This window comes from Microbacterium sp., assembly GCF_017305435.1.
Taxonomy (GTDB): Bacteria; Actinomycetota; Actinomycetes; order Actinomycetales; family Microbacteriaceae; genus Microbacterium.
Genome location: NZ_JAFKIP010000004.1, coordinates 280,986 through 293,055 on the forward strand (window position 1 = coordinate 280,986; position 12,070 = coordinate 293,055).

Here is a 12,070-nt window from a genome sequence, read left to right on the forward strand (position 1 = left end):
TCCGATGTCGTTCTAGCTTAGTGACCCCTGCGTGCGGCCGGAGTCAGAGGGCGTGCAGCGGCTTGCCCGCGAGCGCCAGGAACGCCTCGCCCAGCGCTTCACTCTGCGTCGGGTGCGCGTGGATGAGCGGGGCGAGGTCCTCGGGGTGCGCCTCCCACCCGACCGCGAGCTGCCCCTCGGTGATGAGTTCGCCGACGCGGTCGCCGATCAGGTGCACGCCCAGGATGGGCCCGTCGGCGCGCCGGACGACCTTGACGAGCCCCGCGGTGCCGAGGATCTCGCTCTTCCCGTTGCCGGCGAGGTTGTACTCGTACGTCGCGACCTCGTCGCCGTGCCCGGCGCGCGCCTGCGCTTCGGTGAGACCGACGGAGGCGACCTCCGGGCTCGAGTATGTGACGCGCGGGATGGATGACTCGGGCACCGCGATCGGAGTCAGACCTGCGATCTGCTCCGCGACGAAGATGCCCTGCTGGAAGCTCCGGTGCGCGAGCTGGAGTCCGGGAACGATGTCGCCGACGGCGTAGATGTGGGGCGCGGTCGTGGCGAGGCGCTCGTCCACCGTCACGAATCCGCGGTCGACCGTCACGCCGGCTTCCTCGAACCCGAGCCCGTCCGTGGCCGGTCCTCGGCCGACGGCCACGAGCAGGTAGTCCGCGCTGAGCGCGGTGCCGTCTTCGAGTCCGACGTCGACCCCGGCATCCGTCTGCGTGACGCCCGCGAAGCGGACGCCGAGTTTGGCCACGATGCCACGCTTGCGGAACGCCCGCTCGAGGGCCTTGCTCAGGGCGATGTCCTCGTTCGGGACGAGGTGGTCGAGGGCCTCGACGATCGTGACCTCGGCGCCGAACGAGCGCCAGACGCTCGCGAACTCGACCCCGATGACACCCCCGCCGAGGATGATCACCCGCTCCGGTATCACGTCGAGGGCGAGCGCCGCCTCGCTGTCGAGGACCCGTCCGCCGAGCTCGAGACCCGGGAGGGTGCGGCTGTAAGAGCCGGTCGCGAGGATGACGTCGGTGCCGCGGTAGACGTCGTCGCCGACGGCGACGGAGCCGTCCGCCTGCAGTCGGCCGGACCCGGTGACGACCTCGATTCCGCGTGCCTTCAGCAGGCCCTCCAGGCCCTTGAACTTCTTCGCGACGATGCCTTCGCGATACGCCGTGACGCCCGCAGGGTCGATGCCGTCCCACTGGGCGATGACGCCGACGGATGCCGCGGTGCGCACGTGATCGGCGACCTCGGCCGCGTGCAGGAGGGCCTTCGTCGGGATGCAGCCGCGGTGCAGACACGTCCCGCCGACCTTGTCCTTCTCGATGAGGACGACCTTCTTGCCGAGTTCGGAGGCGCGGATCGCCGCCGCGTACCCCCCGCTTCCCCCGCCCAGGACGACGATGTCCGCCGTGCGCTCGCTCATCGCGCCTCCTCCTCGATGAAGCTGATCAGTGACCGGACGGTCGCCGCGGTGGGGCCCTTGTCGGTCGCGCCGAACGCGCTCTTCGCGGTTCCGCTGCCGGCGATGTCGAGGTGCACCCACGGGATCGGCGGGGCGTCCTCGGCATCCGAGACGGGACCCACGAAGCGCTGCAGGAAGAGGCCCGCGAACAGCGCGCCGCCGGAGGTGTCGCCGATCTTCGCGTTCTGCAGATCGGCGATGGGGGAGTCGAGCTCCTCCTCCATGTGCGCGGGGAGCGGCAGGTGCCAGGCGAGCTCGCCGACGCGCTCGGCGGCGGCCAGGTATGCCGCGACCGCCGCGTCGTCGCCCATGACGCCGGTGTGCCGGTTGCCCAGCGCGACGATGATCGCGCCGGTCAGCGTCGCTACGTCGACGAGCACGTCGGGTTGCGTGCGGCTCGCCGCGACGAGGCCGTCCGCGAGGACGACACGGCCCTCGGCATCCGTGTTGGGCACCTCGACGCTCGTGCCGTCCGCGATGCGGACGACATCCCCCGGGCGGAGGGCGCGACCGGAGGGCATGTTCTCGGCGAGGCACAGCCATCCCGAGACGCGCACCGGGAGGGCGAGCGCTGCGGCGGCGCGGACGACGGCGAGCACGGTGGCTGCTCCCGCCATGTCGAACTTCATCCCGACCATGCCCGCGGGGGGCTTCAGCGAGAGCCCGCCCGTATCGAAGGTGATGCCCTTCCCGACGAGCGCGACGTGGCGCTCTGCGCCCTCAGGAGCGTAGTCGAGGTGGACGAGCCGCGGCGGACGGTCGGATCCCTGGCCGATGCCGAGGATGCCGCCGAAGCCCTGCTCCTCGAGGGCGGCCTCGTCGAGCACCGTCACGTCGACGGGGAGGCCCGTGAGCTCGGTGACGGCGGCGTCGGCGACGTCCTGCGGCCCCAGCCACTGCGCGGGGACGTTCACGAGATCTTTGACGATGGCCACCGACGCGGCGATCGCGCGGGCATGCGCGAGCGACGAGGCATCCGGGTCGACCGGCCAGTGCAGCACGATCTCGGCGGCGCGGGACGGCGCTGCGGTCTTCTTGTAGTCGGCGAACCGATACCCGCCGATCAGCGCGCCCTCGGCGGCAGCGGACCAGGCGTCGGCGACGTCGTGGGTGAGCGGTGCGGCGACGGCGAGGCGGGGGAATCCCGTCGTCGACCTCGCGGCCTGCCCGATCGCATCGCGTATCGCAGCGGCATCCGGATCGGCGCCGGTGCCGACGACGAACACCGGCCGCGACGTGGCCTCGGGCACGTGGACACGCACGGTTGCACCGCGTGCACCGGTGAACCCCACGCCTTCCAGTGCCGCGGCGAGTCCCGGCCAGTCATCGAGCGCCGTCTCCGCCTGCGCGATCCGATCACGCGGCGGTAGCGCGATGACGAGAGCGTCGGCGGTCGAGGTGGAGAGGGGGGCGGTGGAGGTGGACAGCTCGGGGAACGCCATGGGATCCATCCTAGGTTTGCGTGGCCGGAGTGTTCGCTGTCAGCGGCACCGCGCCCTGCACCCGTGCGCGGCTCGTACAGTGGATTCATGCCTCTGAGCGGTCCCCTCTACGAGCGGGTCACGTCGGCGCCTCCGGTGCCGGCGGGCCTGCCGATGGTCATCGTCCTGACCGGGTTCACGGATGCCGGGAGTGCAGTCTCCCGCATGACGGATCTCTTCCGCGACGACCTCGACCCGGCCCCGATCGTGGTCTTCTCCGCCGATGTACTGCTCGACTACCGTGCCCGGCGCCCCTCGATCACCTTCGACGGCGATCACCTGCTGGACTATCGCCCGCCGCGTCTCGAACTGTCACTCGCGCACGACGCGCTCGGTCAGCCGTTCGTCCTCCTCGCGGGCTACGAACCCGATTTCGCATGGGACTCCTTCTCCGAGACGGTCGTCGGGCTCGCGGAAGGACTGCAGGTGTCGACGATCACGTGGGTGCACGCGATCCCGATGCCGGTCCCGCATACGCGCCCCATCGGCACGACGGTGAGCGGAACGCGCTCCGAGCTGACCCAGGCGCACTCGGTGTGGAAGCCGCACACGCAGGTGCCGGCGACGATGGGCCACCTGCTGGAGCTCCGCCTCGCGGAGGCGGGCCGCGAGATCGCGGGCTTCGTCCTGCTCGTGCCGCACTACCTCGCCGACACCGAGTACCCGGCCGCGGCTCTCGCGGGGCTCGACAGCGTGTCCGTCGCGACCGGGTTGGTGTTCGACGCGGACGAGATCCGTGACGAGAACAAGGAGTACCTCGCGAAGGTCGACGACCAGGTGGAGGGCAACGCGGAGCTCACCGCGATGCTCCACACGCTCGAGGAGCGATACGACTCCTACATGGCCGGTTCGACGCTCGCGCAGCCGATCATCCACACGGGTGATCTGCCGAGCGCCGATGAGCTGGCCGCCGAGCTCGAGCGATTTCTGGCCGATCGGCGCGAGGGCGACGAGAAGCGCGGGCGTCGCTGAGCGGAATGTCTGCAGGCCCGCCGGCGTTGTCAGAGGAACAGCAGGCAATCCCGGCCGTTGCGTAAGTTCGCAGGCTGGGGTATGCGACAATAGGACATCCGACCCGTTGTCTCGACGGCGCCGCCTTCGTCAGGCGCGCTGGACTTGACAAGGGTCTTACTAGTGTCCGAAACCCCGGCGCCCGTCGTCGGTGAAAGGCGAGACGTGACCTCCGGCACGAAGACCACCCGTACCCGCACGGCAGAAGACACCGAGACCGACGAGGTCGTCGAGACCGCCGCCACGAAGGCGCCGGCGAAGAAGGCGCCCGCCAAGAAGACGGCGGCGAAGAAGCCGGCCGCCAAGGCATCCGGTCGTGCGAAGAAGTCCGACGACGAAGAGGTCGACGACGAGGTCGATCTCGAAGACGAGGTCGAGGACGACGCCGACGCCGACGCGAGCGATGACAGCGAGGACGCCGACACGTCGAAGGACGACAAGAAGGACGCCGCCGAGGACGACGCCGACGAGGACGACGAAGAGGAGGGCACGACCAAGCCCGCCTTCAGCGAGCCGCTCCCGACGGGAGCCATCGTCATCTCGTCGAGCGACGACGAGGACGTCCCGGTCTACTCGACACAGATCACGGGTGCCACCGCGGACCCGGTCAAGGACTACCTGAAGCAGATCGGCAAGGTCCCGCTGCTCAACGCGGCCGAAGAGGTCGAGCTCGCGATGCGCATCGAAGCCGGCCTGTTCGCCGAGGAGAAGCTGTCGCACATGTCGGCTTCGGAGAAGTCGTCGCAGCTGGGACTCGACCTCCAGTGGGTCGCGCGCGACGGTCAGCGTGCCAAGAGCCACCTGCTCGGCGCGAACCTCCGCCTCGTGGTCTCCCTCGCGAAGCGCTACACCGGTCGTGGCATGCAGTTCCTGGACCTCATCCAGGAGGGCAACCTCGGCCTCATCCGCGCGGTCGAGAAGTTCGACTACACAAAGGGCTTCAAGTTCTCGACGTACGCGACGTGGTGGATCCGTCAGGCGATCACGCGCGCCATGGCGGACCAGGCGCGGACCATCCGCATCCCCGTGCACATGGTCGAGGTCATCAACAAGCTCGCGCGCGTACAGCGGCAGATGCTGCAGGACCTCGGCCGCGAGCCCACGCCCGAGGAACTCAGCCGCGAACTCGACATGACCCCCGAGAAGGTCATCGAGGTGCAGAAGTACGGGCGTGAGCCGATCTCGCTGCACACCCCGCTCGGCGAGGACGGCGACAGCGAGTTCGGCGACCTGATCGAGGACACCGAGGCGGTCGTCCCGGCCGACGCCGTCGGTTTCACGATGCTGCAGCGTCAGCTGGAGTCCCTTCTGGACTCGCTCTCCGAGCGAGAGGCCGGCGTCATCCGGATGCGGTTCGGTCTCGGCGACGGCCAGCCGAAGACGCTCGACCAGATCGGCGACACGTTCGGCGTGACCCGCGAGCGGATCCGCCAGATCGAGTCCAAGACGATGGCGAAGCTGCGGCATCCCTCGCGCTCGCAGTCGCTGCGGGACTACCTCGAATGACCGACACCCCCAACGACGGCAAGGCGCTGTCGGTCACGATCGACGCGGGGACGTTCAAGCGCATCCCGATCCGCACGCGTGTCGTCATGCCGGGCGACGACCTGGATGCCGTCGTCACCGAGTACGCGCAGGGTCTCGTCCAGCCGGGCGACATCCTGTTCGTCACGGAGAAGATCGTCGCGATCACGCAGGGCCGCTCGTACGCGCTCGACGAGATCGAGCCGCGCGCGCTCGCGCGCTTCCTGTCGCGGTACGTCACCAAGACGTCGTACGGCATCGGCCTCGGCATGCCCGAGACGATGGAGATGGCCCTGCGCGAGTGCGGCACGCCCCGTATCCTCTTCGCCGCGGCCGTCAGCGCCGTGACGAAGCTGTTCGGGCGTCGCGGCGACTTCTACCGCATCGCGGGCGACCGCGCCCGCGCGATCGACGGACCGACCGACGGGACGATCCCGCCGTACGACAACGCGGTGGTGCTCGGCCCCACGGAGCCCGACGCGGTCTCCGCGCGGGTGAAGCGTCTGCTCGGCGACGTCGCGGAGGTCGCGGTCGTCGACATCAACGACATCGGCGGCAACATCCTCGGCTCGACCCTCGACAAGGCGGGGGAGCAGCGCCTCGTGCGCATCCTCGCCGACAACCCGCTGGGTCAGGGCACGCAGTCGACGCCGATGGGCATCATCCGCAAGGACTGAGTCAAAACCCCATCGCCGCGCGGTAGCGGGGCAGGTGACCGTGGCGGATGCCGCTCGCGGTCGGCTTGTTCTCGAACACGCCCGCGCCCCAGTTGCCCTCCACGAGCACGGGGCCGTCCGCGGTGACGACGACGTCCCATCCGACATAGCGCACCTCGGGGATGACGAGGGCGACCTGCGTGATCAGGTCGACGACCTCGGCCATCATCGGCAGCTGGAAATCGGCGATGCGGTACCCGGTCTCGGGGTGGGTCTCGAACAGGGCGCCGGACGTGTTGTAGCCCATGCCCATGGCGCGGCCGTCCTCATGCAGCGCGGTGTAGAAGCCGCCGAAGGACGCCTGATCGCTGACCTGCCCGCGCCCGAACTTCTGCGCCATGTTGACGATCGCGACGTTGCCGTCGTCGGTGACGAACGTCGTGACGCGTGTCGTGTTCGCGGTGCCCGGAGCGATCGCCTCGAGATCGGCGTGCTGGACGATCTGCTCCTCGATGAGCACCTCGCCCTTCGCGATGAGAGCGGCATGGAACGCGGCCCAGTCCTCGACATCCGCGGCGTGGTAGCGCCGAACGCCGGCGCCGGACTTGCTGACCGGCACCTTCGCGATGAACACGGGATGCCGCTCCGCGAAAGCCTCGAACTCGGCCGCGTTGCCATCCTCGAGTGCGAGCCACTCGCGCCGCAGGAAGCGGTCGAAGTCCTTGTTGAACGCGATCTTGTCCTGGAAGCGGTGCACCTGCGCGGGGTCGTCGTAGCGGTTGGAGAGCTCGAGAGCGAGCGGGCTCGTTACCCACGTCGCACGTTCGGCGCGCGTCAGGATCGCGAAGTCGAACTCGATGTAGTCGTTGAACCCGACGCGGTGACGCGCTGCCGACCAGAGCATGTCGGCCAGCACGAGAGGATAGCTCTTGTCGTGGATGCGGGCCGTTTCGCGGGCCCGGCCCGTCACCGAGGCGTAGTCGAAGCCGCGCGCACGCTCGAAGAGGACCTGGATGCGATGCAGGGGCGACAGGCCGCGCGAAGCCATGGAGAGTCCTCCGGGGACGACGAAAGGGATGTCGCCCAGTCTACGGGGGTGCGCTCAGCGGGCGTCGGCCAGGCGAGCGGTCTCGTCGTGCCAGCTCGTGGCGACGCTGCGCAGCTTCTCTTCGTACTTGCGGCCGTGGTGGGCGCAGAACAGCAGCTCGCTGCCGTTGACCTCGGCGGCGATGTACGCCTGCGCGCCACACGAGTCGCACCGGTCCGTCGCGGTCAGGCGGTACTCGAGGACGGCGGGCTCAGCGGTGGTCGACATGCTCATTTCGGTTCCTCCTCGATAGTGCGACGCGATGCGGTTGCCTCACATACAACCACGCGAATGTTGCGCAAATGCCGCGATCCGGTCACATTTCGCTGTGCGCGTACCCTGTCCGCGACCGGGAATATGTCGGGCGCGTGACGACCGCGTGTGTCGGCGCCGGGGCGTCCGCACCCGGGCATACGCTTGGAGATTGTGACCGCCGAGTATTCCGCCCATCACCTCCAGGTGCTCGAAGGCCTCGAGGCCGTCCGCAAGCGTCCCGGCATGTACATCGGCTCGACGGACTCCCGCGGCCTCATGCACTGCGTCTGGGAGATCATCGACAACGCCGTCGACGAGGCACTCGCCGGGTACGGCGCGCGCATCGACATCGTCCTGCATGCGGACGGCAGCGTCGAGGTGCGTGACCGGGCGCGCGGCATCCCCGTCGACGTCGAGCCGCGCACCGGCCTCACCGGCGTCGAGGTCGTCTTCACGAAGCTGCACGCCGGCGGCAAGTTCGGGGGCGGTTCGTACGCAGCGTCGGGTGGTCTGCACGGTGTCGGCGCGTCCGTCGTCAATGCTCTCAGCGAGCGTCTCGACGTCGAGGTCGACCGCGGTGGCAAGACCTACGCGATGTCGTTCCATCGCGGCGAGCCGGGGGTCTTCGCGGGGCCCGGACCCGACTCGCCCTTCACGCCGTTCGAGAAGGCCTCCGAACTGCGGGTCATCGGCAAGACGTCGCGCGGGGTCACCGGCACGCGCATCCGGTACTGGGCCGACCGACAGATCTTCACCAAGGATGCCGCGTTCCACCTCGACGAGCTCGAGCAGCGCGCGCGCCAGACCGCCTTCCTCGTCCCGGGGCTGCAGATCGACATCGCCGATGAGCGCGGCGACGAGGCATCCGCCACGTCTTACCGCTTCGACGGCGGGATCTCGGAGTTCGCCGACTTCCTCGCGCCCGACGCCGGCGTCACCGACACATGGCGACTCAGCGGATCCGGCACGTTCACCGAGACGGTGCCCGTGCTGCAACCCGGCGGTGCCATGGTCCCCACCGAGGTCGAGCGGGTCTGCGACGTCGATGTCGCCGTCCGATGGGGGACGGGCTACGAGACGGTGTCCCGCTCGTTCGTCAACATCATCGCGACGCCGAAGGGCGGCACGCATCTGGCCGGTTTCGAGCAGGGCCTCATGAAGGTCCTGCGCGCGCAGGTCGACCAGAACGCGCGCAAGCTGAAGGTCGGCAACGACAAGCTCGAGAAGGACGACATCCTCGCCGGCCTCACCGCCGTGCTGACGGTGCGGCTGCCCGAACCGCAGTTCGAAGGGCAGACGAAGGAGGTCCTCGGCACCCCCGCCGTGCGGGCGATCGTCGCGAACGTCGTCTCGACGGCGCTGACCGAGCGGTTCGCATCGACGAAGCGCGACGACAAGGCCCAGACCGCACTCGTCCTCGAGAAGGTCGTCTCGGAGATGAAGGCGCGCATCTCCGCGCGCACCCACAAGGAGACCCAGCGCCGCAAGAACGCGCTCGAATCGTCGTCGCTGCCGGTGAAGCTCGCCGACTGCCGCACGAGTGACGTCACCCAGACGGAGCTGTTCATCGTCGAGGGCGACTCGGCGCTCGGCACCGCCAAGCACGCGCGCAACAGCGAGTACCAGGCGCTTCTGCCGATCCGAGGCAAGATCCTCAACGTGCAGAAGGCATCGATCAGCGACATGCTCGGCAATGCCGAGTGCGCCGCGATCATCCAGACGATCGGCGCCGGATCGGGCCGCTCCTTCGATCTGGATGCCGCACGCTACGGCAAGGTCATCCTGATGAGCGACGCCGACGTCGACGGGGCGCACATCCGCACACTGCTCCTCACCCTCTTCTTCCGCTACATGCGCCCGCTCATCGAGGCCGGACGGGTCTACGCCGCGGTACCTCCGCTGCACCGCGTCGTCGTGATGAATCCGGGCTCCAAGCCGAACGAGACGATCTACACGTACTCGGAGCAGGAGGTGCACGCCCTGCTCGCGAAGCTGCAGAAGGCCGGCAAGCGCTGGCAGGAGCCGGTGCAGCGCTACAAGGGCCTGGGGGAGATGGATGCCGATCAGCTGGCGGAGACGACGATGGATCGCGCCGGTCGGCTGCTGCGCCGCGTGCGCGTGCAGGATGCCGAGGCGGCGTCGAGCGTGTTCGAACTCCTGATGGGCAGCGACGTCGCTCCGCGCCGGGACTTCATCGTCTCATCGAGCGACCGGCTCGACCGCGAGTCGATCGACGCCTGAGGCGCGGCCGCCGCGCGAGCGGCCAGAAATGCGCGGGGCCCGAAACCGAGCTGGGGGGATCGGTTTCGGGCCATCGCCGCGGCATCCACATGTCGTCCGTGATGACGATGGTGCGAAACGCTGCCATCGTCCCCGAAATCACGGAGTGACACGGATGATGCACGATGAAGGATCAGCTGGGGACCGGTCCTTCGGCATGACCTATCGTACGGAGACGCGCGTCATCGCACGCTGACCGAAAGACGGAATGCGCTCATACTTTCGTCTACTTCGCAGGAGGACTAAACTCACGCCTCGAGCGGCAGCGAAGCGGACACCACCCAACCGTCGGCACGTCGCTCTGACGAGAACGATCCGCCGAACACGCGGAAGCGTTCCCGCAGACGCATGATCCCGTATCCGGAGGAAGGGAGGCCCGCTGTGCGTGCGGGAGGGGAGTCGTCGCTGAACTCGAGATGGGCCCAGCCGCGCTCGACGGTGAGGGCGATCCGCACCTCGGTGGCGCCCGTGGCGTGCTTGAGGACGTTCGTCGCGCTCTCGCGGATCACGCGGGTCAGCGCGACGAGCGACGTGCTCGGGAGCCGGAGGTCGTCCGGGATGCGTGCACGCACGCGGATGCCGGCCTGGGCGAGCTCCTTCGTGACGGCGTCGATCGTTCCCTCGATGCCGTCGGGGGCGGGAATGCGCTCCGGAGCGAGGCTCTCCTCGCCCCGAACCATCCCCAGGACGCGCCGGATGTCGGTGAGCGCCTGCACGGCGGCTTCGCGGATGGCCGTCTGCGACTGCGTGCGGGTCTGTGTGTCCTCGGTGCGTTCGAGTACCGCCGCGTGGAGTGCGACGATGGTGATCTCGTGAGCGACGATGTCGTGCAACTCGTCGGCGATGAGGTCGCGCTCGTGGCGAAGCTGCTCGGCGACCTCCCTTTCGGCCGCCTCGAGTTGGGTGGTGAGCATCCGCGCTCTTTCGTATTGGGTCCGGATCGTGAGTCCGATGATGAGGCTCACGAGGCAGATGAAGGCGACGATCACGGCGCCCAGCGGTTGGAACGGAGAGTTGGGTCGCGCTGCGACGGCGACGAGCCAGATGACCCAGGCCGTCGCGTAGACCGCTGTCAACGCCGCGCTACAGGTGAACGCAGCGAGTCCGATGATCACCGCACCGACGAGAAGACTGTCCGTGACGTTCGTGATGCCCGCAGCGAGGGCGGCGACCGTGAGAACGATCGTCGCGATCGGTGGTCTCCATGCGAACAGGGCAACAGTGACGGTGGTTGTCGTCGTCACGACCGCGGAGACGACACTCGTCGTTCCGCCGTTCGTCGCTCGCATGATCGAGTCGAGCAGCAACGAGATCGCAACAAGCGCGATCAGCAGTCGCCGTGCCCGCGTCGGCAACGGGCGGTAGCCCCAGAAGGGGGTCCGCAGATAGCCGAGCAGGCGGGCTCGCAGATCAGTCACGTCGCGATTATGCCGCACGCACGTTCACGCGGCGTCTTACTTCCAGATACCAAGGTAGCGTCCAAGCCAATCCCACATTTCCATCACCTCCGCAAGGTCTCGAATCGATTCTTCAAACATCTGGCATTGCGCAATACAGACGTTTGGCGAGAGCGCTTGCGACTTTCGTCGGATATCCGTCGGGGTCTCTTCCGAGAATGCGGACCCGGGCCGCGCCTTTCGTAGGATGGCGATGTGACGGATGTGATTCGCGTGATCATCGTCGATGACGAGTCCCTGGTGCGCGCCGCGCTGCGCGTCTTCCTCGAGTCGGCCGACGGATTCGAACTCGTCGGCGAGGCGGACAACGGCGCCGACGCTGTGACGCTCGTGCGGGCCGTCAAGCCCGATGTGGTGCTGATGGACGTGCAGATGCCCACGATGGACGGGATCGAGGCGACGCGCCGACTGACGCAGGAGTTCCCGGGCATCAAGGTCGTGGCGCTCACGACCTTCTCCGCCGAGCGCGTCATCGTCCCGATGCTGAGCGCCGGGGCATCCGGCTACCTCGTGAAGGACACTTCGCCCGACCGCATCCTCGACGCCGCTCGACTCGCTCACGAAGGCGGGTATGTGCTGTCACCTCGCGTGGCCAAGGAGCTGATCTCCTCGGTGCAGACCGGCGACTCGGGCACTCCGCGCAGTCTCGGCCGTGACGAGGAGCTCACCGATCGCGAGCTCGAAGTCGTCACCCTGCTCGCGCAGGGGATGTCGAACGCCGAGATCGCGGCGGCGATGTTCGTCTCGGAGGCGACCGTGAAATCGCACCTCGGCCGGATCACGGCGAAGTGGGGCGTGCGGGACCGCATCCAGGTCCTCATCCGCGCGACGCAGCTGCGCCTCGTGACGCTGTCCTGACCGCGCCG

10 protein-coding genes are annotated in these 12,070 nt (G+C 68.5%); 5 read left to right on the forward strand and 5 right to left on the reverse strand.

Annotated features, from left to right (window positions below):
- Positions 1 to 43 precede the first annotated feature (43 nt).
- Positions 44 to 1,414, reverse strand: coding sequence for a dihydrolipoyl dehydrogenase (gene lpdA, locus J0I43_RS07445; RefSeq protein ID WP_292861350.1), 1,371 nt, complete (start codon positions 1,412 to 1,414; stop codon positions 44 to 46).
- The gene (locus J0I43_RS07450) at positions 1,411 to 2,895 is read right to left on the reverse strand and encodes a leucyl aminopeptidase (RefSeq protein ID WP_292861353.1); all 1,485 of its coding nucleotides are present in this window, start codon (positions 2,893 to 2,895) and stop codon (positions 1,411 to 1,413) included. The genes lpdA and J0I43_RS07450 overlap by 4 nt, the downstream gene beginning before the upstream one ends.
- An 87-nt stretch (positions 2,896 to 2,982) precedes the next feature.
- On the opposite strand from J0I43_RS07450, the gene J0I43_RS07455 reads away from it, so the two are divergent.
- The 3 genes from J0I43_RS07455 to J0I43_RS07465 all read left to right on the forward strand — a co-directional run bounded on the left by J0I43_RS07455 (position 2,983) and on the right by J0I43_RS07465 (position 6,146).
- Complete coding sequence (locus J0I43_RS07455) at positions 2,983 to 3,906, forward strand: proteasome assembly chaperone family protein (RefSeq protein ID WP_292861356.1); 924 nt, start codon at positions 2,983 to 2,985, stop codon at positions 3,904 to 3,906.
- 204 nt (positions 3,907 to 4,110) lie between these two features.
- Positions 4,111 to 5,451, forward strand: coding sequence for an RNA polymerase sigma factor (locus J0I43_RS07460; protein ID WP_292861359.1), 1,341 nt, complete (start codon positions 4,111 to 4,113; stop codon positions 5,449 to 5,451).
- Positions 5,448 to 6,146, forward strand: coding sequence for a coenzyme F420-0:L-glutamate ligase (locus J0I43_RS07465; protein ID WP_292861362.1), 699 nt, complete (start codon positions 5,448 to 5,450; stop codon positions 6,144 to 6,146). The genes J0I43_RS07460 and J0I43_RS07465 overlap by 4 nt, the downstream gene beginning before the upstream one ends.
- Before the next feature lies 1 nt (position 6,147).
- Here J0I43_RS07465 and J0I43_RS07470 read toward each other — a convergent pair whose 3' ends face one another.
- Both J0I43_RS07470 and J0I43_RS07475 read right to left on the reverse strand, forming a co-directional pair.
- The gene (locus J0I43_RS07470; protein ID WP_292861365.1) at positions 6,148 to 7,173 is read right to left on the reverse strand and encodes a sugar-transfer associated ATP-grasp domain-containing protein; all 1,026 of its coding nucleotides are present in this window, start codon (positions 7,171 to 7,173) and stop codon (positions 6,148 to 6,150) included.
- A gap of 54 nt (positions 7,174 to 7,227) precedes the next feature.
- A complete protein-coding gene (locus J0I43_RS07475) occupies positions 7,228 to 7,446 on the reverse strand; it encodes a hypothetical protein (RefSeq protein WP_292861368.1) in 219 nt (72 codons plus the stop codon).
- Between the two features lie 189 nt (positions 7,447 to 7,635).
- On the opposite strand from J0I43_RS07475, the gene J0I43_RS07480 reads away from it, so the two are divergent.
- A complete protein-coding gene (locus J0I43_RS07480) occupies positions 7,636 to 9,708 on the forward strand; it encodes a DNA topoisomerase IV subunit B (RefSeq protein WP_292861959.1) in 2,073 nt (690 codons plus the stop codon).
- A gap of 287 nt (positions 9,709 to 9,995) precedes the next feature.
- On the opposite strand, the gene J0I43_RS07485 is transcribed toward J0I43_RS07480, so the two are convergent.
- Positions 9,996 to 11,165 (reverse strand): histidine kinase, encoded by a 1,170-nt coding sequence (locus J0I43_RS07485; protein ID WP_292861371.1) that lies wholly within the window; start codon positions 11,163 to 11,165, stop codon positions 9,996 to 9,998.
- A gap of 234 nt (positions 11,166 to 11,399) precedes the next feature.
- Here J0I43_RS07485 and J0I43_RS07490 point away from each other — a divergent pair, with 234 nt between their 5' ends.
- A complete protein-coding gene (locus tag J0I43_RS07490; RefSeq protein WP_292861374.1) occupies positions 11,400 to 12,062 on the forward strand; it encodes a response regulator transcription factor in 663 nt (220 codons plus the stop codon).
- Positions 12,063 to 12,070: the final 8 nt, after the last annotated feature.